This is a genomic window from Paraburkholderia kururiensis JCM 10599 = LMG 19447 (assembly GCF_003986935.1).
Taxonomy (GTDB): domain Bacteria; phylum Pseudomonadota; class Gammaproteobacteria; order Burkholderiales; family Burkholderiaceae; genus Paraburkholderia; species Paraburkholderia kururiensis.
In genome coordinates, this window is record NZ_RJZE01000012.1 from 76,766 (window position 1) to 100,784 (window position 24,019).

A 24,019-nucleotide genomic window follows, 5' to 3' on the forward strand; every position below is an offset into this window, starting at 1 on the left:
GTATATCCCAGGTTCTGTCAGCCAGGTTCTGTCGGTTGCCGGCCACGCGGGGCGCCGGCTTGGGGTATTTTAGAACCTTCTGCGCGACCCACGAGCCCACGTCCGGCTGGGCGTTTTGTCCGGGCCGCGCGCCAAGGAGTCCACGCTTGAACCCACTGGAAACCGCCGGCCAGCCCGGCGCCATCGAATTGCCCGTCACGCGCCACCGCGGCGGCGCCGCCGAAACGCTCGTCGATCACGTCGGCCAGGAATGGCCTGTGGCTCTGGTGTTCAACGGCATCTCGCACGCGGTGATGATGTGCACGCCGCGCGACCTGGAGGCCTTCGCGGTCGGCTTCGCCATTTCGGAAGGCATCGTGGACCGCAACGCCGACATTCAGGACATTGAAGTCGCATTTCGCGAAGACGGCGAGTTGCCTTACGCCGAAGTGCAACTCACGATCGTGCAGCAGGCGTTCGCGGGATTGAAGGAAAAGCGCCGCGCGCTTGCGGGCCGCACGGGCTGCGGCGTGTGCGGCATCGAAAGCATCGATCTGCTCGATCTGCAACCGGAGCGTGTGCCGGATACAGGCTTTCTCGCGCGGCTCGCGCCCGACGCGCTCGCCCGCGCCGCGCACGACCTGCCCGCGCACCAGGCGCTCACGAAGCTCACAGGCGGACTGCACGCGGCGGCGTGGTGCAACGCGCGGGGCGAGATTCTGCACGCTTTCGAAGACGTGGGCCGTCACAATGCGCTCGACAAGCTGATCGGCCAGCTCGTGCTGGAACGCGCCGACACCACGGACGGTTTCGTGTTTCTCTCCAGCCGCGCCAGCTACGAACTCGTGCGCAAGGCCGCGCGCGTGGGCGTGCCGCTGGTGGCGACTATTTCGGCGCCGTCGTCGCTGGCCATTGCCATCGCGAAGAAAGCGGGCTTGCGGCTCGTGAGTTTTTGCCGGGAATCGGGGTATGTGGAGTATGGGACGGCGTGAGGGGGGCTACTACGCGTTACCTGCGTTGTGTACGCGAGGTGTATGGACAAAAAACGGCGCATAACGCGCCGCCTTTTTGCCTCGTCGCCCACGCTCAATCGAACTGCCTGAAATCCGGCTTACGCTTCTCGAAAAACGCCTTGAACGCCTCCCGCGCTTCAGGCGCGAGCAGCATCTTGCCGAAGTGCACGGCCTCTTCCGTCATGCGCGTATGGACCTCGTGCTGCGCCGCGCCCTTCATCAGCGCCTTGGTCACACGCAGCGACGACGCCGGCAGCGCCGCCAGCTTGCTCGCCTGAGCAAGCGCAAACGCCTCCACCTCCGCGGCAGGCAGCACACGATTCACGAAGCCCATGCGCAGCGCCTCGTGGGCGTCGAACGCGTCGCCCAGCAGCAGCTTTTCGGCTGCGAGCGGATAGCCCGCAATGCGCGGCAAAATCAGCGACGATGCCGCCTCCGGGCACAGCCCCAGCTGCGCGAACGGCAGCGAGAACTTCGCTGTGTCGGCCGCGTAGACGAGGTCGCAATGCAGCAGCAGCGTCGTGCCGATGCCCACGGCCGCGCCCGCCACCGCCGCGACCACGGGCTTCTCCGCCGTGCTGATGGCGCGCAGGAACTGGAACACCGGCGCGTCCTCGCCTGCGGGCGGCGCCTTCATGAAGTCTTCGAGGTCGTTGCCGGCGCAGAACGTGCCCTCGCTGCCGCGAAACAGCACGACGCGCACGGCCTTGTCGCGCTGCGCGGCAACGAGCGCGTCGGCCATCGCCTGGTACATCGCGGCCGTAATCGCGTTCTTGCGCGCCGGCCGGTTGAAGGTGATGGCGAGCACGCCGTCGTCGGTCTGGCTGGTCAGGATGTCGGTGGTCATTCGCGGATCTCCTCCGTTGAACGAAAACGGTTCGCAAGCCTCGCGACCTGCGAACCGTTCATGCCTTTACGGGGCCTCCTCGCTGCCCGGACAAGCGAGCATGCGAAGAAGCGGCCTGCACCTTACAGGCGCTCGATGATGCCGGCCGCGCCCATGCCGGTGCCCACGCACATCGTCACCATGCCGTAACGCAGGTTGCGACGGCGCAGCGCATGCACGACCGTCGCCGCACGAATCGCGCCCGTGGCGCCGAGCGGATGGCCCAGCGCAATCGCGCCGCCCATCGGGTTCACCTTCGCGGGATCGAGGCCCAGGTCCTGGATCACGGCGAGCGACTGCGCAGCGAACGCCTCGTTCAGCTCGATCCAGTCGATGTCGTCCTGCGTAAGGCCCGCGGCCTTCAGCGCCGCCGGAATGGCTTCCTTCGGCCCGATGCCCATGATCTCCGGCGGCACGCCGCGCACCGCAAAGCTCACGAAGCGCGCGAGCGGCGTGAGGTTGAACTGCTTCAGGATCTTCTCGGAGACAACGATGAGCGCGCCCGCGCCGTCCGAGGTCTGCGAGCTGTTGCCCGCCGTCACCGATCCCTTGTTTGCGAACACGGTGCGCAGCTTCGCAAGGCCTTCCAGCGACGTGTCGGCGCGCGGACCTTCGTCGAGCGCAACTTCGCGCGTCTTCACCTTCACTTCGCCGCTCGCGAGATCCGGCACGCGTTCGGTCACGGTGTACGGCGCGATCTCGTCCTTGAACTCGCCCGCCTGTTGGGCGGCAATCGCCCGACGATGCGACTCCAGCGAGAAGGCGTCCTGCGCTTCGCGGCTCACCTTCCAGCGCTCGGCCACGCGCTCGGCCGTGAGGCCCATGCCGTAGGCGATGCCGATGTTCTCGTTGGCGTCGAAGATGTGCGGCGACATCGAAGGCTTGTTGCCCATCATCGGCACCATGCTCATCGACTCGCAGCCGCCCGCGATCATCGCGTCCGCTTCGCCCACGCGAATGCGGTCCGCAGCCATGGCGAGCGCCGTCACGCCCGAGGCGCAGAAGCGGTTCACCGTGACGCCGCCGACCGTGTTCGGCAGACCCGCGAGCAGCGCGCCCATGCGCGCCACGTTGAGGCCTTGCTCCGCTTCGGGAATGGCGCAACCGACGATCGCGTCTTCGATCACCTTCGTGTCGAGCCCCGGCACCTGCGCAACCGCGGACTTGATCGCGTGCACCAGCAGCTCGTCAGGCCGCGTATTCCGGAACACGCCGCGCGGCGCCTTGCCAATGGGCGTGCGGCTCGCGGCGACGATATATGCATCCTGTAACTGTTTGCTCATGTGAGACTCCGATCCGAATGACTCGCCGCTTCAGTTGCGCACCGGCTTGCCGGTCTGCAACATGCCCATGATTCGTTCCTGCGTCTTCTGCGTGCCGAGCAGGTCGACGAACGCGCGACGCTCCAGCGCGAGCAGCCATTCTTCGTCGACAAGGCTGCCGGCTTCGACGTCGCCGCCGCATACCGCTTCGGCAATACGGCTCGCAATCAGGAAATCGTGATCGCTGATGAAGCGGCCGTCGCGCATGTTGACGAGCGACGCCTTGATGGTCGCAATCGCCGAGCGGCCGGCCACCGGCACCTGCGTCGCACGCAGCGGCGCACGATAGCCTGCGGCGGCGAGCGCACGCGCTTCCTTCTTCGCCGTGTCGAGCAGTTCGAACACGTTGAAGACGATGGTGTCCGACGGCTTCAGGTAGCCCATCGCACGCGCTTCGAGCGCGGAGGCCGAGACCTTCGCCATCGCCGCGTTTTCGAACGACTTCTGCACGAAGCGCAGCAGATCGCTCGGGTTCGCGCCCACCGCGTCTGCGGCTTGCGCCGCGCGCAGCGCCGCTTCCTTCAAGCCGCCGCCTGCGGGCACGAGACCCACGCCCACCTCGACGAGGCCGACGTAGCTCTCGATGTGCGCCACGCGCTTCGCGCTATGCAGCAGCAGCTCGCAGCCACCGCCGAGCGCGATGCCCGACACGGCGGACACCACGGGCACGTTCGCGTACTTCACGCGCAGCATGCCTTGCTGGAATTTCTTGACGAACGGCTCGATGCCTTTCGCGCCGCCCATCATGAACGCCGGCATCGCTTCTTCGAGGTTCGCGCCTGCCGAGAACGGGCCGCCCGGCGCGCCGAGCTTGAGCGAGGTGGGCTGCCACACCACCACCGCGCGATACGACTGCTCCGCGAGTTCGATGGCCTGCGTGAGCCCGTCGATTACGCCCGGGCCGATGGTGTTCATCTTGCTCTTGAACGAAACGATCACGACGTCGTCTTCGCCCGCGCGGTCGTCCACCCAGGCACGCACGTGGTCGGTCTCGAAGAGCGTCTTGCCGAAGGTCTTCGGGTCCGCGCCCGTTTCGCCTTGCAGCGGCGCGCGGAATACCTGGCGTTCGTAGACGGAGAGCGACGAGCGCGGCACGAAGCGCTTCGCCGCGGGCGACCACGAGCCTTCGGCCGTATGCACGCCGCCCTTCTCCGCAACCGCTCCTTCGAACACCCACGCAGGCAGCGGCACGTTCGCGAGCGCCTTGCCCGCGGTGATGTCGTCCTGCACCCATTCGGCCACCTGCTTCCAGCCCGCCGTCTGCCAGCCTTCGAACGGACCTTCGTTCCATCCGAAGCCCCAGCGGATAGCGAGATCGACGTCGCGCGCGTTGTCCGCAATCGATTCGAGATGCACGGCGATGTAGTGGAACACGTCGCGGAAAATCGACCACAGGAACTGCGCCTGCGGATGCGTGGATTCACGCAGCAGCTTCAGGCGTTCGGCCGGCGGGCGCTTGAGGATGCGGCCCACCAGTTCGTCGGCTTTCGCGCCGGCTTCCACGTACTCGCCCGTTTTGGCGTCGAGCACCTTGATCGCCTTGCCTTCCTTGCGATAGAAGCCCGCGCCGCTCTTCTGTCCGAGCGCGCCCTTCTGCACGAGCGCGGCGAGCACCGCGGGCGTCTCGTAGACGGGATAGAACGGGTCGTCCGCGAGGTTGTCCTGCATCGTCTTGATGACGTGGGCCATGGTGTCGAGGCCCACCACGTCTGCGGTGCGGAACGTGGCCGACTTCGCGCGGCCCAGCCGGCTGCCTGTCAGGTCGTCCACTTCGTCGAAGCGCAGGCCGAACTTCTGGGCTTCCGCCACCACCGCGAGAATCGAAAAGATGCCGACGCGGTTCGCGATGAAGTTGGGCGTGTCTTTCGCCCGCACCACGCCCTTGCCCACCGCGCTCGTGAGGAACGTTTCGAGCTGGTCGAGAATCTCGGGCCGCGTGTGCGCCGTGGGGATCAACTCCACGAGATGCATGTAGCGCGGCGGATTGAAGAAGTGCACACCGCAGAAGCGCGCCTTCAATTCATCCGAAAAACCATCGGAAAGCGCCGTGATCGAGAGGCCCGACGTATTGGACGCGAAGATCGCGTTCGCGCCGATGTGCGGCGCCACCTTCTTGTAGAGGTCGTGCTTCCAGTCCATGCGCTCGGCGATGGCCTCGATCACGACGTCGCACCCGGCCAGCTTCGCGAGGTCGTCCTCGTAGTTGGCGGGCTCGATGTACTGCGCGTCATCCTTCACGCCGAACGGCGCGGGCGACAGCTTCTTGAGGTTTTCGATCGCCTTCAGCGCGATCGCGTTCTTCGGGCCTTCCTTGGCGGGCAGGTCGAACAGCAGCACGGGCACCCGGGCGTTGATCAGGTGCGCGGCGATCTGCGCGCCCATCACGCCGGCGCCGAGCACGGCCACCTTGCGAATGATCAGATTGCTCACGTTGTTCCTCCAGCGGAATGTGCAATGTCGAGCGAATTGAATGGAATGTGCGAGGGTATGTCGGGACCGTGGCGGCCTCGCGTGCGGGACGGCGATCAACTCACGCCGGAGCACGCGAGGCAGGCCAGCGGGCGCTTAGAACAGCGCTTCGTCGATGTCCATCAGCGGCTTCGCGCCCGCGCGCGCCTGGCGGATCGTGGCCGCCGTTTCGGGCAGCAGCTTCGCGAAGTAGAAGCGCGCGGTAGCCAGCTTGGACTTGTAGAACGGGTCGCCGGACGCTTCCTTGTCCAGCGCGATGCGCGCCATGCGCGCCCAGAAGTACGAGAACACCAGGTGGCCCACGGTGCGCAGATACGGCACGGCGGCGGCGCCCACTTCGTCGGGGTTCTGCATCGCCTTCATGCCGATTTCCATGGTGAGTTTCTGCACCTTGTCGCCGATGTCGGCGAGCGGGTTCACGAACTCCTGCATCTCGGGCTTCACGCCTTCCTCTTCCACGAAGTCGCTCACGAGCTTGCCGAACTTCTTCAGCTTGGCGCCCATGTCGCCCAGCACCTTGCGGCCGAGCAGGTCCAGCGACTGAACGGCGTTGGTGCCTTCGTAGATCATGTTGATGCGGGCGTCGCGCACGTATTGCTCCATGCCCCATTCGGAGATGAAGCCGTGGCCACCGTACACCTGCAGCGCGTGGTTGGTGCACTCGAATGCGTTGTCGGTGAGGAACGCCTTGATGATGGGCGTGAGGAGCGCGACGAGGTCGGCGGCTTCCTTGCGCACGGACTCGTCGCTGTGCGACAGCTCACGGTCGATCTGCAGCGCGGTCCAGTACGAGAACGCGCGGCCTGCTTCCAAGTAGGCCTTCTGCGTGAGCAGGATGCGGCGCACGTCGGGGTGCACGATGATGGGATCGGCGGGCTTGTCCGGCGCCTTCGGGCCGGTAAGCGAGCGCATCTGCAGACGCTCCTTCGCGTAGACCAGCGCGTTCTGGTACGCGACCTCGGTGAGGCCGAGGCCCTGCATGCCGACGCCAAGACGCGCGGCGTTCATCATGACGAACATCGCGTTGAGGCCCTTGTTCGGCTCACCGACCAGCCAGCCCTTCGCGTTGTCGAGATTGATCACGGCCGTGGCGTTGCCGTGAATGCCCATCTTGTGTTCGATGGAGCCGCACTTCACGCCGTTGCGCTCGCCGGGTTCGCCGGCTGCATCGGGAATGAACTTCGGCACGATAAAGAGCGAAATGCCCTTCGTGCCGGCCGGCGCATCGGGCAGACGGGCGAGCACGAGGTGAATGATGTTTTCCGCGAGGTCGTGTTCGCCCGCGGAGATGAAGATCTTGGTGCCGGTGATGGCATACGAGCCGTCGCCGTTCGGCTCCGCCTTCGTGCGCAGAATGCCGAGGTCGGTGCCGCAGTGCGGCTCGGTGAGGCACATGGTGCCGGTCCAGACGCCGGAGACGATCTTCGGCAGATAGGTCTTCTGTTGCTCCGGCGTGCCGTGCGCATGCAGGCATTCGTAGGCGCCGTGCGAGAGACCGGGGTACATCGTCCACGCCTGGTTGGACGAGTTCAGCATCTCGTAGAGTGCGTTGTTCACGAACGCGGGCAGGCCCTGGCCGCCGAATTCGGGATCGCAACCGAGCGCCGGCCAGCCGGCCTCGACGTACTGCTGGTACGCCTCCTTGAACCCTGTAGGCGTGGTCACCACGCCGTCGCCAGCGTAGGTGCAGCCTTCGCGGTCGCCGACCTGGTTCAGCGGGAACAGCACTTCGGAGCAGAACTTGCCGGCCTCTTCGAGCACCTGGTTGACAGTGTCGGCGTCGAGGTCCGCGTGCTTCGGCATTTGCTTCACTTCGGCTTCGACGTTCAGCAGTTCATGCAGCACGAATTGCATATCGCGCAGCGGCGGGGCGTACTGTCCCATGACTTCTTCTCCAAGGATGAGGACTGACAAGCTCGCCGCTGCTTGCAGCGCGGTGCCGACCGCGCCGGTCCCGCTAGCGGCTTTCGCTCTGATACGAAACGATCAGCTTTTCCAGCGCAGCCCACGTCAGGCGCACGGCATCGGGCAGATGCAGGAAGCGTGCGTCGTGATGCAGGCCGAGCGTGAAGCTGTACAACTCGAAGAGCATCAACTGCGGATCGGTATCGGCGCGCAGATGCCCTTCTTCCATTGCCTGCGAAATGGCCCGCATGAGCGCGGCGCGCCACATCGTGACGCTTGCCACCAACTGCTCGCGCACGGCGCTGTCTGCACGGTCGTCGTACTCGACCGCGCCGCTGATGTAGATGCATCCAGTGGTGACTTCCTGAATGCGCTTCTCCATCCAGCGCGACAGCATGGCGCGCAAACGCGGCAAACCGCGCGGCTCGCGCAGGCTCGGGAAGAACACTTCCTCCTCGAAACGGCGGTGATACTCACGCACCACTTCCACCTGCAAGTCTTCGCGCGACCCGAAATGCGCGAACACCCCGCTCTTGCTCATCTGCATACGCTCGGCCAGCAAACCGATGGTCAGACCTTCGAGTCCATCCCGGCTGGCCAGGTCGAGTGCTGCATCGAGAATTGCGGCTCGCGTCTGTTCGCCTTTTCGCATAGCTTTATACCGTTACGATGTGACCGAAATAAAATCGAACGGCCGTACTATTGTTGGGTACGACCGCCCGCTGAACAAGGACTTTATTAGAAACCGGGGTCTAACAGGCACTCTAATTCTGCGCCGCATGGGGTGGCGAGCAGAAGCCGATATTTCCTCGATTGCGCGTGCCGGGTCGCGTGTGGCAGCGTGCAGGGTCGGATAAGTGCGCGGAAAGGGGTTTGATCTGGACGCGACCTAGTCGTAGCCGCCCACCGTCAGGAGCTTCATGGTGGTCCGATAGGCCGTGTAGGCCAGCCAGTTGAGCAGCCGTTCGGCGGCCGGCCGCGCTTCGTAGCGGGCCTCGTCGATCAGGCGCGACTCGTTGAAGGCGGTGAGGATGGCATGGCGTAATGCATCGATCTCCGGATGCAGCACCAGCATCACATTGGCCTCGTTGTTGAGCACGAGGCTCAGCGCGTCGAGGTTCGAGGAGCCCACCGTGGCCCAGTTCGAATCCACCACGGCCACCTTTCCGTGCAGCATCGTCTTTTCATACTCGGCAATGCGCACGCCCGCCTTCAACAGCGAGTGGTACAGGAACGGCACCGCGTAGTCGAGCGCGGCGAACTCCTTTCGGCCGATCAGGAGCCGCACCTCCACGCCGCGCTGCGCCGCGTGGATCAACGCCCGTCGCAGGCGCCGCCCCGGCATGAAGTAGGGATTCGCGAGCAGCACTTCCTTGCGCGCCTGGCCGATCGCGGCGAGGTAGGCCTTTTCGATGGCCCGCCGGTTCACGACGTTGTCGCGTGCGACGAAGGCCACGCAGGGCTCGCCTCTCGGACGAACGCGCCTCGCGCGGAAACGGCCACTGAACGCGTTGCGCAGAAAGGAGGATCGCCTGTGCGACGCGGGGCCTATCGCCGCGCCCTCGTCGTCGGCCCGAACGGGTGGCCGGTGGCCGAGCACTATGCGCTGCCATTGCAGTTCGAACGCCTCGCGCACGTCCGCCACCACGGGGCCGCGCAACTCGACGGCGAAGTCCCAGCGCGCGTGCGGCAGACGTGTGCCATTGTTGTCGAAGTCGTCGACGATATTGATGCCGCCGCACCAGGCGAACGTGCCGTCCACCACCGCGAGCTTGCGGTGCGTGCGCGCAAAGCCGAAGCGGCCGAATAGATGCGGATTGAAGATGCGATGCTCGATGCCCGCAGCCACCCAGGTGTCAAAGAACGGCAGCCGGCCAGTGCCGATGCCGTCGGTAATGACGCGCACCCGCACGCCGCGGCCCACGGCGCGCAGCAGGGCTTCGGAGACGGCTTGACCCGCCGCGTCGTCGCAGAAGATGTAGGTCTCCAGCATGACGTCGCGCGTGGCGGCGTCGATACGCTGAACGAGCGCGTCGAAGTATTCGTCCCCGGAGCAAAAGAGCTTCACGGTATTGCCCGCCGTGAAGCGATAGCGCGACCAGTAGCGGCGGCCAAGCAACGTGCGGCCCAGCCGTTCGAGCCGCGGCAGGCGCGCGGGCACCGACGATTCGCGCGTCGCCGTCATCGGCCGTGCGCCTGGCGGCGCGCATCGAGTCGCGCGGGCAACTGGAGAATGGCGTCCCGGTTCGATGATGAGAAGCAACGGCTCGCGGCTTCCTGCCACGGCAACCAGAGGAATGCGGTGTGTTCGCGCGGCGCGAGCGTGACTTCGAGCCGCTGCGGCACTTCGAGGCTGAACCAGTGCTCGACGTTGCGCGTCACGCCCTCTTCATAGCGGTGCCGCCACACGGGGTAGATCTCGTACTCGATCTGATGCTGCCAGTCGAACAGCGACGTATACGGCACGTCCGCCGATCCTACGACGATGCCCGTTTCCTCGGCGACCTCGCGCACGGCGGTTTCGGTGAGTGGCTCGTCGAGCCGGTCTTTCGAACCCGTGACGGATTGCCAGAAGCCCGGCCGATCGGCGCGCTCGATGATGAGCACGTCGAGCTGCGGAGTGTGAATGACGACGAGAACGGATTCCGGAATCTTCTTCGGCATGGTGGCGAGGCGCAGCGCGAACCGCGCGCGGGCATGTCGGCGGTGAAATCGGGGAAAGCCGGCTGTCTATCGGCGCCATGCATTCGATGCTTGCGGCGCCTGGCAGCCGGCCAGTACGAATGTAGCGCAAAAAGCAGAAAAGGCGCGTGATGCGCCTTTTTCTGTGCTGTGCGGAAACGGTGTGCCGCTTGCGTGCGGCCACTCGCGACGGACGAGCGACCGCCAGCGGCTTACTGCGCCTTCTGTTCCGGCGTGCGCAGGCGGATGTGGAGTTCGCGCAACTGACGCTCGTCCACTTCGCTCGGCGCCTGGGTGAGCAGGCACTGCGCACGTTGCGTCTTCGGGAACGCGATCACGTCGCGGATCGAATCGGCGCCGGCCATCATCGTGACGATACGGTCGAGGCCGAACGCAATGCCACCGTGCGGGGGCGCGCCGTACTGGAGCGCGTCGAGCAGGAAGCCGAACTTGGCACGGGCTTCCTCCGGACCGATCTTGAGCGCGCGGAACACCTTGCTCTGCACTTCCTCGCGGTGGATACGCACCGAACCGCCGCCGATTTCCCAACCGTTCAGCACCATGTCGTAGGCCTTCGCGAGGCAGCGGGCCGGATCCGTTTCCAGATACTCGATGTGCTCGTCCTTCGGGCTTGTGAACGGATGGTGCGCAGCGACGAAGCGGTTCTCTTCCTCGTCGTACTCGAACATCGGGAAGTCGATCACCCACAGCGGCTTCCAGCCGGCCTCGACGAGACCGTTCGCCTTGCCGAACTCCGAATGACCGATCTTCAGGCGCAGTGCGCCGAGGCTATCGTTCACCACCTTTGCGCGGTCCGCGGCAAAGAAGATGATGTCGCCGTCCTGAGCACCGGTGCGCTCGATGATCGCCGCGATGGCCGCATCATGCAGGTTCTTCACGATCGGGCTTTGCAGGCCGTCGCGGCCCTTCGCAGCCTCGTTGACCTTGATCCACGCCAGGCCCTTCGCGCCATAGATGCGCACGAATTCCGTGTAGCTGTCGATATCGCCACGCGAGAGCTCACCGCCCTTCGGCACGCGCAGGGCTGCAACGCGCCCGTCCTTGGTATTGGCCGGCGTGCTGAACACCTTGAAGTCGACGTCCTTCATGGCGTCCGTGAGTTCCGTGAATTCGAGCTTCACGCGCAGGTCGGGCTTGTCCGAGCCGAAGCGGCTCATGGCTTCCGAGTACTGCATCACCGGGAACTTCGCGTCCAGTTCCACGCCGATCGTTTCCTTGAACACGTGGCGCGCCATCTCTTCGAACAGGTCGCGAATCTCCTGCTCGCCGAGGAACGACGTTTCGCAGTCGATCTGCGTGAACTCGGGCTGGCGGTCGGCACGCAGGTCTTCGTCGCGGAAGCACTTCACGATCTGGTAATAGCGGTCGAAGTTCGCCACCATCAGGAGCTGCTTGAAGAGCTGGGGCGACTGCGGCAGCGCGAAGAACTGGCCTGCGTTCACGCGCGACGGCACGAGGTAGTCGCGCGCACCTTCCGGCGTGCTCTTGGTGAGCATCGGCGTTTCGATGTCGATGAAGCCCTTCGCGTCGAGGTACTTGCGCACTTCCATCGCCACGCGGTAGCGCAGGCGCAGGTTGTGCTGCATCTGCGGACGGCGCAGGTCGAGCACGCGGTGCGTGAGGCGCGTGGTTTCCGAGAGGTTGTCGTCATCGAGCTGGAACGGGGGCGTGACCGACGGATTCAGCACGGTCAGCTCGTGGCACAGCACTTCGATCTTGCCGCTCGTGAGGTTCGCGTTCGTGGTGCCTTCCGGACGGTTGCGCACCACGCCCTTCACCTGTACGCAGAACTCGTTGCGCACGCCTTCGGCCGTCTTGAACATCTCGGCGCGGTCCGGGTCGCAGACAACCTGAACGAGGCCTTCCCGGTCGCGCAGGTCGATGAAGATAACGCCGCCGTGGTCGCGGCGCCGGCTCACCCAGCCGCACAGCGACACGGTTTGGCCCAGCAGGTGTTCGGTCACCAGACCGCAGTATTCAGATCTCATCGACATGATGTTCGTCTTTCGTTATTCAGGAATTGAACGGCTGCGTCCCACAACGGCGGGCGCCAGCCGGTGTTACAGCGGAGGCTCGACGGTGCGCCGCTGCGGCGCGGGCGCCACATGCGGCGCCGACGGCGCGACGACGCCCATCGAAACGATGTACTTGAGCGCGGCGTCGACCGTCATGTCGAGTTCGACGACCTCGCTGCGCGGGATCATGAGAAAAAAGCCCGACGTCGGATTAGGCGTGGTGGGCACGTACACGCTCACGCATTCTTCCTTCAGGTGATTCACGACGTCGCCGCCGGGAATGCCGGTCAAGAACGCAATCGTATACGAACCTTTACGCGGGTATTCGATCAGGAGCGCCTTGCGGAACGCGTTGCCACTGCTGGAAAGCAGCGTGTCGGACACCTGCTTGACGCTCGTATAGATGGGACCGACCACCGGAATGCGGCGCACCACGGCGTTCCACGCCTCCACGAGCTTCTGCCCGACGAGGTTCTGGGTCAGCAGGCCGACGACGAAGACGAACGCGAGCGTAAGCAGTGCACCAAGCCCCGGCAGATGGAACCCGAACAGGCGCTCCGGCTGCCACGCTGTCGGCAACAGCAGCAACGTCTGATCCATCGTGCCGATGATCAGATTGAGCACCCACAGCGTGATGGCCAGAGGCACCAGCACGAGCAGGCCAGTCAGGAAAACCGATTTGAGCGTCGCTTTCTTGGTCGTCATGTGTACCGCCGGAGAGCCGTGGCGAAGCGCCGCGGCGAGGGCGCCGCCCCTCGGTCAGAATGGGACGGCTCGGGTATCAGGGACTGCCCGTCGTGCTGGCCGCGGTGGACGTCGTCGCCGGCGCGGCGCCCGATGTGCCTTCCGAACCGCTGGCCGACTTGCTGCCGCTCGCGCTGTCGCTGCCGGCCGAAGCGGTTTCCGACGACCCCGCCGCGGTTTCCTTCTTCGCACCCGTGCTCGCGCCACTGGCGCCACTGTTGCCGCCGCGAAAATCGGTGACGTACCAGCCGGAGCCTTTCAGCTGGAAGCCTGCCGCCGTGACCTGCTTGCGGAAGGTGTCCTTCTGGCACTCGGGGCACTGCGTCAAAGGCGAATCGCTCATCTTTTGCAGCACGTCCTTCTGGAAGCCGCACGATTCGCAACGATAAGCGTAGATCGGCATGATCCTGTTCCCTGATGAAAATCTGATAAACGCTTGCAAAGCCTTGAATTATAGCCGCAAACGCCTGCCGGCCCGGCGATTTCACCGGCCGGCGCGTTGCGCGGCCACCGGCGCTTCAGATGGGGGCGAAGACCGCGCGGATCAAGAGCGGCCGGCGCGGCGTTGCCAGGTCATCCAGCGCTCGCGGCCGGCAAAGACCGGTATCGAGCCGGACACTGGCTCGTCTTCCACGAGCATGAAATCGGGTTCGAGCAGAGCCTCGAGCTCGGCGCGGTCGATGCCGAACGGCGGCCCCTTAGGCGTAGCCCCAATGAAGAAGAAACCCGCGAGCAAGCCGCCTTCCGGCAGGATGTCGGCCATGCGCGCAGCGTAACGCGCCCAAAAATCCCGCGGCAGGGCGCACAAAAAAGCGCGTTCGTAGACCCAACCCGGCGTGAATGGCGGCTGCCAGGCGAAGAAGTCCGCTTCCTCCACAACATGGGCGTACTGCGGGCCCAACTGCGCGCGCGCCGTGGCCACGGCTGCCGGTGAGAAATCGATGGCGCGCACCTGGCGGCCACGTTGAGCGAGCCACAACGCTTCCCAGGCACTGCCGCAGCCGGGGATCACGATCGCCTCGCCCGGATGCCGCGCGGCGAAGGCTTCGAACGCAGGCGGCACGCCAGCCTGGTCCCAAGGAGTAAAGCCCTGCTCGAAGCGCTCGTTCCAGAACGCGGGGTTGCGCGGATCGCGGGATTCGAATTCGGGGGCCGACGGCGCAACTGCTGGCGCGGCGGTCTTTCCTGCACTGCCCGGTTCATCGGGTGGCACAGCCGGATGCGTCGGATCGGTCATGGCGTGTTGGTTCCCTCGGTGCTGTCGGATCTGGAGCAGCCGCGCCGCCCGTTCAGCCGCCGTACGCGAGCGCGAGCCACAAGCGGGCGGCCACGGCACCGGCGCCCACGGCGAGGCCGAACATGAGCAGCCCTTGAAGCAGCCGGTTGGTCCGCTTCTGCTCCAGCAGGATCAACCGCATCGCTTCGTCGCTCGTGCCTGCATGGGGATTGTCGTGGCGCTGCGCCAGCACGTGATGAATCAGGCGCGGCAACTGCGGCAGCGTCTTGCTCCACTGCGGCGCTTCGATTCTCAGTCGTTCGTACCAGCCCCGCAAGCCGATCTGCTCGTTCATCCAGCGTTCGAGGTACGGCTTCGCGGTCTTCCACAAGTCGAGGTCGGGATCGAGCGAGCGGCCCAGACCTTCCACGTTGAGCATGGTCTTTTGCAGCAGTACCAGTTGGGGCTGGATTTCAACGTTGAAGCGGCGCGAGGTCGAGAAGAGACGCATCAGCACCTGGCCGAGTGAAATGTCTTTCAGCGCCCGGTCGAAGTACGGCTCGCAAACGGCGCGAATGGCGCTTTCCAGTTCTTCCACGCGCGTATTGGGCGGCACCCAGCCCGACTCCAGGTGCAGCGTCGCGACGCGGTGGTAATCGCGCTTGAAGAAGGCGAGGAAGTTTTGCGCGAGGTAGTTCTTGTCGAAGTCCGAAAGCGCGCCAATGATCCCGAAGTCGAGCGCGATGTAGCGGCCGAAGTGCGCGGGGTCAAGACTCACCTGGATGTTGCCGGGGTGCATGTCCGCGTGGAAGAAGCCGTCGCGAAACACCTGCGTGAAGAAGATCTCCACGCCTTCGCGGGCGAGCTTGGGAATGTCCACGCCGGCTGCGCGCAACGTCTCCACCTGGCTGATGGGCACCCCGACCATGCGCTCCATGACGAGCACGGTGGGCGTGCAGAACTCCCAGTACATCTCGGGAACGAGCAGGAGGTCGAGCCCCGCGAAATTGCGCCGCAACTGGCTGCCGTTGGCCGCCTCGCGCATGAGGTCGAGTTCGTCGTGCAGGTACTTGTCGAACTCGGCCACCACTTCGCGCGGCTTGAGCCGCTTGCCGTCCGCCCACAGCCGCTCGGCCCACACGGCGAGGTCGCGCAGCAGCGCGAGGTCGGAATCGATAACGGGCCGCATGTTGGGACGCAGCACCTTGATGGCCACGGGTTTGCCCGCGTGGTCGCCGGTCTTGAGCTTCGCGAAGTGCACCTGGGCAATCGAGGCGCTGGCCACCGGCACGCGCTCGAAGTCGTCGAACAGCACGCCCACCGGCGCGCCCAGCGACTTCTCGATGAGGCCAATGGCGACGTCCGAATCGAACGGCGGCACCTGGTCCTGGAGGCGCGCCAGTTCGTCGGCAATGTCGAGGGGCAACAGGTCGCGGCGCGTGGACAGCACCTGGCCGAACTTGACGAAGATCGGCCCCAGGCTTTCCAGCGCGAGCCGCAGCCGCACCCCTGGCGGCTGGTCGAAACGCCGGCCGATAGTGGTGATACGCAGCAACAGCCGCACGCGGCGGTCGTTGATGCGCGAGAGCATCATCTCGTCGAGTCCGAAACGGATGACGGTGAAAAAGATCTTTAGAACTCGCAGAACACGCATGTCGGGCCCGATCACCTAGTGCGCCGGGCGCGATGTAGCTGTCGTGCGCGAGCGCTCGCCAGCGATTTTCTGCTCCAGACGCTCCACGCGCTTCTCGACGCGCGCAAGCGTGTCGCGCGCGCGGGCCAGTTCCTCACTGAAATCCTGAAGGGCTTCGCGGCGCACCAGTTGCGGGTCTTCATCGAGCAGGTATTCGGCCACCGAGTCGAGCAGATTGCGCCCCGCGCGGCGCGCGTGTTCGCCCGCCGTGCGCACCAACGACGAGACGCGCCACGCCGGGCCGTCGCCAATGAGTTGAGCCAGATCTTCTTCCGGCTCCCAGCGCAGGTGTTCGGCCAGCTTCGCGATGGTTGTGGCGAATTCGGCGTCGCCCTCGATCTTCACGTGCTTCATGACGGCCGCCTGACCGCCCTGCAGGAACGCAGGCACGGCATCAGCGGGCACGGAAACAGTGACGTCGAACGCATGTGCGTCGCTCTCGTCCACGGCCGCCAGGTAGCCGTCCGGCTTCACGAGGAGGGTCAGGGCGACGGGCGGGCAGGCAAGCCGGGCAGTCTTGCCGGCATAGGGAGCGAGACGCTCGAGCGCCCACGTTTCGCGGGCGAGCAGGTGATTGACGGCAGCGGCAAAGGGCTTGGCGGCGAGGGTCATCGGCACGTGGAGGAATAAAAACCCGCGCGGGCGAAGGCCACGCGCGGGTTCCTATTGTAACGTCCGTCACGTCCGAACCGGGCCGTACCGGGGGGCGGCCAGACGGACGATACGACGTGCGTCAGTGCGGTCAGTGGGTCAACTGCTGGATGCCGGCGAGCAGCCACCCTTCGTCGCGACGCGCCGACTTCGAGAGGTTCCATACTTCGAGGAACGGCTCGGCAGGCGCGCCCGCCGTCTCGCGAATGAGGCCCGAGAACTGCACGCTGGCCAGATACTCGCCGCCACGGTCTTCAACGCCGAGCAGTTCTGCGTTGAGTTGCACCACGTCCGTCTGGTTCGCCTGCGCGCCGCGCGAGTCGAGATCGATCTTCACTTCGGCGAACATTTCCGGCGTGGTGAATTCACGAATGTCGTCCATGTTGCCAGCGTCCCAAGCGGCCTGGAGGCGCACGAAGTGGACCTTTGCATTGCGCAGGAACGCCTCGGTGTCGAAACCGGCCGGCACAGCGACCCGAGAGGCCGGCTCGAACGCCGTTGCAGCCGCAGCGGCCGGGCTCGCAGCCGCAGGCAGCGACGACATGCCCGAGAATCGCGGCTCCGCTGCATCACGCGCCGAATTGAAATCGCCGGCGCGATGGGCGTCCGCATAAGCGTCCGCACGACCGGCACCCGCTGCGCCGTAAGCGGGCTGGTTCGCGTCGCGGCGACGGCCCATGAACTTGCGGATCAGCCAGATCGCGATCATGGCGATGAGCGCGATCACGATGATGTTCGCCATCATGCCGGCGAACGCTTCACCCAGGCCAAAGTGAGACAGCAGCGCGGCAATGCCGAGACCCGCGGCGAGCCCCGCGAGCGGGCCGAGCCAGCGCGAACGCGAAGGCGCCGCGGCCGGCGTGGGAGTGGGTGCGGGCGCCCGTTGCGCCTGAGCGGTCTGGCCCGACTGCTGCAAGGGTTGCCCCGGTTGCTGCGCCGGCGGCGTAGTCTGGCGCTGCGTCACGGTAGACGACTGCCGGCCAATGGTGCGACCGCCGCCCATGCGCCGAGCTTCGGCATCGAGCGATGCGAATGTCGCCACGACCACCAGACCGACTACCGCGAACCGTCCGATCCGCGCCGCCCACGAAGGAGAAAGACTTTTGAAAGACTTCGAGCGCGCATCAGACATGACTGAAATTCCTTTTAAGACAACGAGTTGAGAACGCTAATACTTTGTCGCGACATGCAAGGCTACCACGCCAGCTGACAAATTGTAATATTTGACGGCTTCAAGGCCGACTTGTTCCATCATCGTCTTCAAAGTTTCCTGGTCCGGATGCATGCGGATCGATTCGGCCAGGTAGCGGTAGCTGTCGGCGTCTTTCGCGAAGCGGTCGCCCAGCCAGGGCAGCACCTTGAACGAATAGACGTCGTAGAACTTGCGCAGCGGCTCCCATACCTTCGAGAACTCCAGCACGAGCACGCGGCCGCCCGGCTTCAGCACGCGGCGCATTTCGGCAAGCGCCATGTCCTTGTGGGTCATGTTGCGCAGCCCGAACGCGACGGTCACCACGTCGAAGTAGTTGTCCGGAAAGGGAATCTTCTCGGCGTCGCAAAGCAGCGCCGGCGTGATGACCCCCTTGTCCAGCAGCCGGTCGCGGCCCACGCGCAGCATCGATTCGTTGATGTCGGTGTGCCAGACCTCGCCCGTCGGGCCGGCCTGTTTCGCGAATGCCTTCGAGAGGTCGCCCGTGCCGCCCGCGATGTCCAGCACCCTGGCGCCCGGCCGCACCTTCGCCTGCGCGATCGTGAAGGCCTTCCAGGCGCGATGCAGCCCGCCCGACATCAGGTCGTTCATCAGGTCGTAGTTCGAGGCGACCGAGTGGAACACGCCCGCCACCTTCTTCGCTTTTTCCTGTTCGTCGACGGTCTGATAGCCGAAGTGGGTTTTGCTCATCGCGCTGGTCCTTTGTCGCGGGTTCGGAATTGTTGCGCCGCGCCATACGCGGCAGGCGCCATCGTATCAGGGCGCGGCCGGATCGGTATTAATGACAGTGGCCGTGTGCGGCTGCCGGCGCGGGCATGGGCGCGTCACGCTCCACGCCTGCTGCTTTCAGTTTTGCGAAGTACTCGGCCCACAGCTCGTCCTGGCGCGTGGCCAGGTCATAGAGCAGGCCCCACGAATAGATGCCCGTGGAGTGACCGTCCGAGAAGGTCGGCTGCAACGCGTAGTTGCCCACACCTTCGAGCGCCGTGATCGTGACTTCGCGCTTGCCCGTCTGGAGCGTCTCCTGGCCGGGCCCGTGGCCGCGCACTTCCGCCGACGGCGAATACACGCGCATCAGTTCGAACGGCACGCGGTAGCTGCGTCCATCGGCGTATTGGAGTTCCAGCACGCGCGATACCGCGTGCACGACGACGCCGGTAGGCACCGGCGTATCGGGTTTCAGTCCACTCATGATTGACCTCAGGCGAGCGCCTGCTCGATTTCGTTACGCACGGCGTCGCGCAGCAACGTGGCTTGGGCGCGCCGTGCGGCGAGAAGTTTTTCGGACACGGTGCGCTGGCGCGGCGCCCACACCGGCATGGGGAAATGGGCGTCGTTCGAATAGCGCGGAATGACGTGCCAGTGCACATGCGGCACCTGGTTGCCGAGGCTCGCGAGATTCACCTTGACGGGCTGCATCACGCGGCGCAGTGCGCGCTCGACCGCGTACACCGCGTGCATGATCCGTTCCCGCGCGCCGCCGTCCAGATCGGAGAACTCCGCAACGTGCGCGTTCCAGATCACCCGGCAAAAGCCGGGATAATCCAGTTCGTCGGCGAGGACGACACGCAAGGTGTCGTCCTGCCAGAGCACCTCGCCGCCGTCCTCACGGCAGAATACGCAATCCATCGTTGTCCTCAGGCAGATCGGCAGGATGCCGCAACGGTGCCATTAGACCAGCACGCGCTCGATTCCGCCATTGTTCGCACGCGCGACATAATCCGCCATCCAGTTTTCGCCCAGCACATGGCGGGCAATTTCGACGACGATGTAATCCGCCTCGATGCCGGCGTCCTCGTTGTAGCGCGAGAGACCTTGCAGACACGACGGGCAGCTCGTGAGGATCTTCACGTCCGCTGCGCCGTTGTTGGCTTGCGGCGCGGCCGGCTGCGGGCCGTCGCCGGCCTTGAGCACCGAACCCGCGGCGGCACCGGCCGCCCCCGCCGCGGCGTTGGCCGGGTTGATTGCGTTGGCGCCCGCTTGCGCCACGAGCGGAATGCCGCGCAGCTTCGCCGCGCCCTTGCGGATCTCCTCTTCCTTGCGAAAGCGCACCTGCGTCGAAATGTCCGGGCGCGTGACGGCCAGCGTGCCCGACTCGCCGCAGCACCGGTCGTTCTTCTCGATGCGGTAGCCGTCCTTCTCCGAACCCATGAGTTCGTTGACGAGCTTCACCGGGTCGATCGTCTTGATCGGCGTGTGGCAGGGGTCGTGGTACATGTAGCGCGTGCCCGTCACGCCGTCGAGCTTGATGCCCTTTTCGAGCAGGAACTCGTGAATGTCGATGATCCGGCAGCCCGGGAAGATCTTCTCGAATTCATAGCCCGCGAGCTGGTCGTAGCAGGTGCCGCACGACACCACCACGGTCTTGATGTCGAGATAGTTCAGCGTATTCGCCACGCGGTGGAACAGCACGCGGTTGTCGGTGACGATCTTCTCGGCCTTGTCGTACTGGCCCGCGCCGCGCTGCGGGTAACCGCAGCACAGGTAGCCCGGCGGCAGCACCGTCTGCACGCCCGCTTCCCACAGCATGGCCTGGGTGGCGAGTCCCACCTGCGAGAACAGCCGCTCGGAGCCGCAGCCCGGGAAGTAGAACACCGCTTCCGAATCGACCGTGGTCGTCTTCGGGTTGCGGATGATCGGCACGATCTTGTTATCTTCGATGTCGAGCAGCGCGCGCGCCGTCTTCTTCGGCAGGTTGCCCGGCATCTTCTTGTTGACGAAGTGGATCACCTGCTCCACGACGGGCGGCTTGCCGGTGGTGGCAGGCGGATGCGCCGTCTGCTTCTTCACGACCTTCTTGAGCAGGTCGTTGCCGAGGCGCTGCGCCTTGTAGCCGAAGCCCATCATCGCGGTACGCGCGAGGTTGATGGTCTGCGGGTTGGTGGCGTTCAGGAAGAACATGCCCGCCGCGCTGCCCGCGTTGAACTTCTTCTTGCCCATCTTGCGCAGCAGGTTGCGCATGTTCATGGAGACGTCGCCGAAGTCGATCTTCACCGGGCAGGGCGTGACGCACTTGTGGCAGACCGTGCAGTGGTCGGCCACGTCGTTGAACTCGTCCCAATGCTTGATCGACACGCCGCGGCGCGTCTGCTCCTCGTACAGGAACGCCTCCACCAGCAGCGACGTCGCGAGAATCTTGTTGCGCGGGCTGTACAGCAGGTTCGCGCGCGGCACGTGGGTGGCGCACACCGGCTTGCACTTGCCGCAGCGCAGGCAGTCCTTGATCGAAGCGGAGATCGCGCCGATGTCGGACTGCTGCATGATGAGCGACTCGTAGCCCATGAGTCCGAAGCTCGGCGTGTAGGCGTTGCGCAGGTCCGCGCCGTCGAGCAGCTTGCCCGCGTTGAAGCGGCCTTGCGGATCGACGCGCTGCTTGTACGCGCGGAATTCGGCGATCTCGTCTTCGGTGAGGAATTCCAGCTTGGTGATGCCGATGCCGTGTTCGCCCGAGATCACGCCATCCAGCGAACGCGCGAGCTTCATGATGCGCGCCACCGCGGCGTGCGCGTCCTGGAGCATCTCGTAGTTGTCGGAGTTGACCGGGATGTTCGTGTGGACGTTACCGTCGCCCGCATGCATGTGCAGCGCGACGAACACGCGGCCGCGCAGCACCCGCTTGTGGATGGCCTGAGCCTCGTCGAGGATCGGCTTGAACGCGCCGCCGTTGAAGATCTGGCGCAGTTCCGCGCGAATCTCCTGCTTCCACGACACGCGGATCGTCCGGTCCTGGGTGACGTGGAAGACGTTCGCGTCGGTCTGCACGTCCACGCGGTCGGCGAATTTTTCGGCCAGCGCCTCGTAGCCCAGTTGCACCAGATGGTGCTGCGCCTCGGCGAGCGGCATATCGAGGTGATCGCGCAGGAATTCCCAGCGCGCGCGCACGTGCCGCAGCAGGTCGAGCGCCTGCTGCACGCGGTCTTCCAGCAGCTCGGCGCTCGGAATCTCGTTGGCGTCGTCGCTCTTGCCGAGCGGCAGTTTGCCCGCCTTGAAGAACGCTTCCAGCGCGCCCAGCAGTTGCAGCTTGTTCTTGATCGACAGCTCGATGTTGATGCGCTCGATGCCGTCCGTGTACTCGCCCATGCGGTCGAGCGGAATCACGACGTCTTCGTTGATCTTGAACGCGTTGGTGTGCTTCGCGATGGCCGCGGTGCGGCTGCGGTCCAGCCAGAAACGCTTGCGCGCTTCGGCGCTTACGGCGACGAAGCCTTCGCCGCTCTTGCCGTTGGCCATGCGCACCACTTCCGAGGTGGCGGCGGCCACCGCGTCGGCGTCGTCGCCCACGATGTCGCCGATCAGCACCATCTTCGGAAACGCGTTGCGCTTCGACTTGGTCGCGTAGCCGACGGCGCGCAGATAGCGCTCGTCGAGGTGTTCCAGACCGGCCAGAATCGCGCCGCCCTGCTTCGACGTCTCGAACAGGTAGTCCTTGATTTCGACGATGCTCGGAATCGCCTCGCGCGCCTGGCCGAAGAATTCGAGGCAGACGGTGCGCGTGTGCGCGGGCATCTTGTGCAGCACCCAGCGCCCGGACGTGATGAGCCCGTCGCAGCCTTCCTTCTGGATGCCGGGCAGGCCGGCGAGGAACTTGTCGGTGACGTCCTTGCCGAGCCCTTCCTTGCGGAAGCGCCGCCCCTCGATGTCGAGCATCTCCGTGCGCAGCAGCTTTTCGCCCGGTGCATGTTCGCCGTCGAACCACTTCAGTTCGAAGCGCGCCACAGGGATGTCGTGGATCTTGCCGAGGTTGTGCTCGAGGCGCGTGACTTCGAGCCAGTTGCCCTCCGGGTCCACCATGCGCCACCAGGCCAGGTTGTCGAGCGCGGTGCCCCACAGCACGGCCTTCTTGCCGCCGGCGTTCATCGCAATGTTGCCGCCGATGCACGACGCGTCGAGCGAAGTCGGGTCCACGGCGAAGACGTAGCCGGCCTGCTCGGCGGCCTCGGTCACACGGCGCGTGACCACGCCCGCGCCGGAATAGATGGTGGGCACCTTGCGGGCCACGCCCGGCAGTTCCGTCAGTTCGACGGCGCCCAGCTGCTCCAGCTTTTCGGTATTGATGACGGCCGAGAACGGCGTGAGCGGCACCGCACCGCCCGTGTAGCCCGTGCCGCCTCCGCGCGGAATCACGGTGAGACCGAGTTCGAAGCAGGCCTTCACGAGACCGGCGATCTCCGCTTCGGTGTCGGGCGTGAGCACGACGAACGGATACTCGACGCGCCAGTCGGTGGCGTCCGTCACGTGCGAAACGCGCGCGAGGCCGTCGAAGCGGATGTTGTCCTTCTGCGTGCGGCGGCCCAGCACCTTCGTCGCGCGCCGCCGCAGTTCGGCCATCCGGGCGAATTCGGCGGCGAAGTCGTCAATGGCGCGGCGCGTAGCGCCCACCAGCGTTTCGACGCGCGCGGCGCGGTCGATGCCCGCCTCGTCGCTGTGCTCCTGCAAATCGGCGCGACGGCGCTTTTCGATTTCCGCGAGCCGGTGATTGAGCGCCCCGATCAGCAGGTCGCGGCGCTTCGGGTTGTCGAGCAGATCGTCCTGAAGATACGGATTGCGCCTTACCACCCAGATGTCGCCCAGCACCTCGTAGAGCATGCGCGCCGAGCGGCCCGTGCGGCGCTCTTCACGCAGTTCCGAGAGCGCCGTCCATGCGTCTTCGCCGAGCAGCCGGATGACGATTTCGCGGTCCGAGAACGAGGTGTAGTTATAGGGAATTTCGCGCAGGCGCGGCTCAGCGTCGGCGGCCACCGCCGCGGCGGCCCCGTTGGGATCGAAAACTTGAGGTGCGTTCATGTTAGGACGACTCGGTGGGCTAGCGCGGCGGACCTGTGCAGTAAGCGCCGGCTGGCAGTGCGCGTGGGGCGCATTCTGGGGAAGCGTGTCCGAAATAGTCTGCTATTTACGGACGACCGTGATGTGAAGCCCGCGCCGGCCATGCTGGAGCGATGAACGCTGCCGCACTGGCCGGGGACTTCGCTGGCTCAGATTCCGCTACACGATCGTGCGTGGCGGGCGTGCCGCTGCGCCGCGGGGCGGGTCTCGCGCCGCGCGGGCATCAAATGGGCGATCCGAGGCTGCCAGCGCATCTTTCGGTCCTTGTTCCAAAACGCGATTCTAACCCATGATCCAGGCCGGCGCCGACCGCCACCCTGCCCCGCCAAGGGCTTTGCGGCGCCTCTGGCGGCGGCCTGAGCGGTGCTCAATGGCGCTATCATTGACCTT

At 65.4% G+C, this 24,019-nt stretch carries 19 protein-coding genes; 1 reads left to right on the plus strand and 18 read right to left on the minus strand.

All coding sequences use genetic code 11. From position 1 onward, the window contains the following. The first annotated feature begins 146 nt into the window (after nucleotides 1-146). Entirely contained in the window at nucleotides 147-971 is an 825-nt protein-coding gene (gene fdhD, locus PKKP23_RS16000; RefSeq protein ID WP_126877633.1) for a formate dehydrogenase accessory sulfurtransferase FdhD, read from the plus strand. A 94-nt stretch (nucleotides 972-1,065) separates the two neighbouring features. Here fdhD and PKKP23_RS16005 read toward each other — a convergent pair whose 3' ends face one another. The 18 genes from PKKP23_RS16005 to PKKP23_RS16090 form a co-directional block, all read right to left on the minus strand. Further along, nucleotides 1,066-1,839, minus strand: coding sequence for an enoyl-CoA hydratase (locus PKKP23_RS16005; RefSeq protein WP_126877634.1), 774 nt, complete (start codon nucleotides 1,837-1,839; stop codon nucleotides 1,066-1,068). Nucleotides 1,840-1,961: 122 nt separating this feature from the next. After that, a complete protein-coding gene (locus PKKP23_RS16010; RefSeq protein WP_042299471.1) occupies nucleotides 1,962-3,161 on the minus strand; it encodes an acetyl-CoA C-acyltransferase in 1,200 nt (399 codons plus the stop codon). 30 nt (nucleotides 3,162-3,191) lie between these two features. Continuing rightward, nucleotides 3,192-5,630 carry a 3-hydroxyacyl-CoA dehydrogenase/enoyl-CoA hydratase family protein gene (locus tag PKKP23_RS16015; protein ID WP_126877635.1) on the minus strand — a complete coding sequence of 813 codons (2,439 nt, stop codon included), beginning with the start codon at nucleotides 5,628-5,630 and terminating at the stop codon, nucleotides 3,192-3,194. Between the two features lie 135 nt (nucleotides 5,631-5,765). Further along, nucleotides 5,766-7,553, minus strand: a complete 1,788-nt coding sequence (locus PKKP23_RS16020) for an acyl-CoA dehydrogenase C-terminal domain-containing protein (protein WP_042299469.1) — start codon at nucleotides 7,551-7,553, stop codon at nucleotides 5,766-5,768. Between the two features lie 73 nt (nucleotides 7,554-7,626). Further along, nucleotides 7,627-8,226, minus strand: a complete 600-nt coding sequence (locus tag PKKP23_RS16025; RefSeq protein ID WP_017772698.1) for a TetR/AcrR family transcriptional regulator — start codon at nucleotides 8,224-8,226, stop codon at nucleotides 7,627-7,629. Between the two features lie 237 nt (nucleotides 8,227-8,463). Continuing rightward, entirely contained in the window at nucleotides 8,464-9,759 is a 1,296-nt protein-coding gene (gene clsB / locus PKKP23_RS16030) for a cardiolipin synthase ClsB (RefSeq protein WP_126877636.1), read from the minus strand. Further along, nucleotides 9,756-10,238, minus strand: coding sequence for a dihydroneopterin triphosphate diphosphatase (gene nudB / locus PKKP23_RS16035; protein ID WP_126877637.1), 483 nt, complete (start codon nucleotides 10,236-10,238; stop codon nucleotides 9,756-9,758). Before nudB ends, clsB begins: the two co-directional genes overlap by 4 nt. A 230-nt stretch (nucleotides 10,239-10,468) precedes the next feature. Further along, nucleotides 10,469-12,271, minus strand: a complete 1,803-nt coding sequence (gene aspS, locus PKKP23_RS16040; RefSeq protein WP_017772695.1) for an aspartate--tRNA ligase — start codon at nucleotides 12,269-12,271, stop codon at nucleotides 10,469-10,471. Nucleotides 12,272-12,337: 66 nt separating this feature from the next. Then, the gene (locus PKKP23_RS16045) at nucleotides 12,338-12,997 is read right to left on the minus strand and encodes a DUF502 domain-containing protein (protein WP_017772694.1); all 660 of its coding nucleotides are present in this window, start codon (nucleotides 12,995-12,997) and stop codon (nucleotides 12,338-12,340) included. A 76-nt stretch (nucleotides 12,998-13,073) separates the two neighbouring features. Then, nucleotides 13,074-13,439, minus strand: coding sequence for an FmdB family zinc ribbon protein (locus PKKP23_RS16050; RefSeq protein ID WP_126877638.1), 366 nt, complete (start codon nucleotides 13,437-13,439; stop codon nucleotides 13,074-13,076). A 141-nt stretch (nucleotides 13,440-13,580) separates the two neighbouring features. Beyond that, nucleotides 13,581-14,273 carry a methyltransferase domain-containing protein gene (locus PKKP23_RS16055; RefSeq protein ID WP_126877639.1) on the minus strand — a complete coding sequence of 231 codons (693 nt, stop codon included), beginning with the start codon at nucleotides 14,271-14,273 and terminating at the stop codon, nucleotides 13,581-13,583. A 52-nt stretch (nucleotides 14,274-14,325) separates the two neighbouring features. Beyond that, complete coding sequence (ubiB, locus tag PKKP23_RS16060; RefSeq protein ID WP_026121020.1) at nucleotides 14,326-15,906, minus strand: ubiquinone biosynthesis regulatory protein kinase UbiB; 1,581 nt, start codon at nucleotides 15,904-15,906, stop codon at nucleotides 14,326-14,328. A 15-nt stretch (nucleotides 15,907-15,921) separates the two neighbouring features. Continuing rightward, the gene (locus PKKP23_RS16065; RefSeq protein WP_126877640.1) at nucleotides 15,922-16,557 is read right to left on the minus strand and encodes a ubiquinone biosynthesis accessory factor UbiJ; all 636 of its coding nucleotides are present in this window, start codon (nucleotides 16,555-16,557) and stop codon (nucleotides 15,922-15,924) included. Nucleotides 16,558-16,687: 130 nt separating this feature from the next. Next, entirely contained in the window at nucleotides 16,688-17,728 is a 1,041-nt protein-coding gene (locus PKKP23_RS16070; protein WP_126877641.1) for a Tim44 domain-containing protein, read from the minus strand. Between the two features lie 36 nt (nucleotides 17,729-17,764). After that, nucleotides 17,765-18,496: a bifunctional demethylmenaquinone methyltransferase/2-methoxy-6-polyprenyl-1,4-benzoquinol methylase UbiE gene (ubiE, locus tag PKKP23_RS16075; RefSeq protein ID WP_126877642.1), complete on the minus strand. Its 732-nt coding sequence runs from the start codon at nucleotides 18,494-18,496 to the stop codon at nucleotides 17,765-17,767. 88 nt (nucleotides 18,497-18,584) lie between these two features. Beyond that, entirely contained in the window at nucleotides 18,585-18,998 is a 414-nt protein-coding gene (locus PKKP23_RS16080; protein WP_126877643.1) for a gamma-butyrobetaine hydroxylase family protein, read from the minus strand. Nucleotides 18,999-19,006: 8 nt separating this feature from the next. Then, on the minus strand, nucleotides 19,007-19,435 hold the full coding sequence (locus PKKP23_RS16085; protein WP_017772686.1) for an HIT family protein: 429 nt from the start codon (nucleotides 19,433-19,435) through the stop codon (nucleotides 19,007-19,009). Between the two features lie 42 nt (nucleotides 19,436-19,477). Continuing rightward, nucleotides 19,478-23,590, minus strand: coding sequence for a DUF3683 domain-containing protein (locus PKKP23_RS16090; protein ID WP_126877644.1), 4,113 nt, complete (start codon nucleotides 23,588-23,590; stop codon nucleotides 19,478-19,480). Nucleotides 23,591-24,019: the final 429 nt, after the last annotated feature.

What these genes read in the sequence shown, in the direction of transcription:
- PKKP23_RS16090 (WP_126877644.1), bottom strand. Translation starts at nt 23,590, where the DNA reads ATGAACGCACCTCAAGTTTTCGATCCCAACGGGGCCGCCGCGGCGGTG.
- PKKP23_RS16050 (WP_126877638.1), bottom strand. Translation starts at nt 13,439, where the DNA reads ATGCCGATCTACGCTTATCGTTGCGAATCGTGCGGCTTCCAGAAGGAC.
- PKKP23_RS16045 (WP_017772694.1), bottom strand. Translation starts at nt 12,997, where the DNA reads ATGACGACCAAGAAAGCGACGCTCAAATCGGTTTTCCTGACTGGCCTG.
- PKKP23_RS16065 (WP_126877640.1), bottom strand. Translation starts at nt 16,557, where the DNA reads ATGACCCTCGCCGCCAAGCCCTTTGCCGCTGCCGTCAATCACCTGCTC.
- PKKP23_RS16055 (WP_126877639.1), bottom strand. Translation starts at nt 14,273, where the DNA reads ATGACCGATCCGACGCATCCGGCTGTGCCACCCGATGAACCGGGCAGT.
- ubiB (WP_026121020.1), bottom strand. Translation starts at nt 15,906, where the DNA reads ATGCGTGTTCTGCGAGTTCTAAAGATCTTTTTCACCGTCATCCGTTTC.
- PKKP23_RS16080 (WP_126877643.1), bottom strand. Translation starts at nt 18,998, where the DNA reads ATGAGTGGACTGAAACCCGATACGCCGGTGCCTACCGGCGTCGTCGTG.
- PKKP23_RS16010 (WP_042299471.1), bottom strand. Translation starts at nt 3,161, where the DNA reads ATGAGCAAACAGTTACAGGATGCATATATCGTCGCCGCGAGCCGCACG.
- PKKP23_RS16020 (WP_042299469.1), bottom strand. Translation starts at nt 7,553, where the DNA reads ATGGGACAGTACGCCCCGCCGCTGCGCGATATGCAATTCGTGCTGCAT.
- clsB (WP_126877636.1), bottom strand. Translation starts at nt 9,759, where the DNA reads ATGACGGCGACGCGCGAATCGTCGGTGCCCGCGCGCCTGCCGCGGCTC.
- nudB (WP_126877637.1), bottom strand. Translation starts at nt 10,238, where the DNA reads ATGCCGAAGAAGATTCCGGAATCCGTTCTCGTCGTCATTCACACTCCG.
- PKKP23_RS16085 (WP_017772686.1), bottom strand. Translation starts at nt 19,435, where the DNA reads ATGGATTGCGTATTCTGCCGTGAGGACGGCGGCGAGGTGCTCTGGCAG.
- PKKP23_RS16070 (WP_126877641.1), bottom strand. Translation starts at nt 17,728, where the DNA reads ATGTCTGATGCGCGCTCGAAGTCTTTCAAAAGTCTTTCTCCTTCGTGG.
- PKKP23_RS16005 (WP_126877634.1), bottom strand. Translation starts at nt 1,839, where the DNA reads ATGACCACCGACATCCTGACCAGCCAGACCGACGACGGCGTGCTCGCC.
- aspS (WP_017772695.1), bottom strand. Translation starts at nt 12,271, where the DNA reads ATGTCGATGAGATCTGAATACTGCGGTCTGGTGACCGAACACCTGCTG.
- PKKP23_RS16025 (WP_017772698.1), bottom strand. Translation starts at nt 8,226, where the DNA reads ATGCGAAAAGGCGAACAGACGCGAGCCGCAATTCTCGATGCAGCACTC.
- ubiE (WP_126877642.1), bottom strand. Translation starts at nt 18,496, where the DNA reads ATGAGCAAAACCCACTTCGGCTATCAGACCGTCGACGAACAGGAAAAA.